This window comes from Pseudomonas sp. AOB-7, assembly GCF_003696305.1.
Taxonomy (GTDB): Bacteria; Pseudomonadota; Gammaproteobacteria; order Pseudomonadales; family Pseudomonadaceae; genus Aquipseudomonas.
The window spans coordinates 1-540 of the sequence record NZ_RFFK01000054.1 but is presented as its reverse complement, the minus strand read 5'-3'; the positions used below and the strand labels follow the sequence as shown (position 1 = coordinate 540).

The following is a 540-nucleotide window of genomic DNA, read 5'->3' as shown; positions in this document are numbered from 1 at the left end:
TGATCGAGGAGCTCTACGAGGAACTGCTGGGCGCGCCGCGTCGTGTTGCCAGGGGCAGTGCCCGGGAGCGCCTGGAGCAGCTGCTGCAACGCCATATCGCCTTGCACGAACGACGCCCGGCCCAGTTTCAGCTGGCCGAGCAGGAGTTGCGCTGCCTGACGCCGGCCCATCGCCGGCGTATCCAGGTGCTGCGCGAAGCCTACGAAGAGCGCCTGGCGCACCTGCTGCTGGAGGCCGGAGCGGGCGGGGCGCCGGCCCGGCTGCGGTTCGGCGTGCAGGCGCTGGTCACCTGGCTCAACAACCTGCCGCCGGCGTGCCCGGACCTGACCGCGCAGCAGCGCCAGGACGCCCTCGGCGCACTGCTACTGGCGGCCCTGGACAGCCTGCTCGAGCCCGCGCCGCGCGAGCGCTCACTGCCGCTGGCCTGGCCGGCGCTTGGCGCCGGCTGATCCGGCCGGCACTTCATCCATCACGGCATCGTGCATGCCCGCATCATCCGAGAGATTGCAATATGGCCGATTACCAAGCCCCCCTGCGCGA

General features: G+C 71.3%; 1 pseudogene. It reads left to right on the top strand.

The features are described 5' to 3' along the window. A pseudogene (locus tag EA796_RS23245) lies at nucleotides 1-449 on the top strand (hypothetical protein); the annotation flags it as partial. Between the last annotated feature and the right edge of the window lie 91 nt (nucleotides 450-540).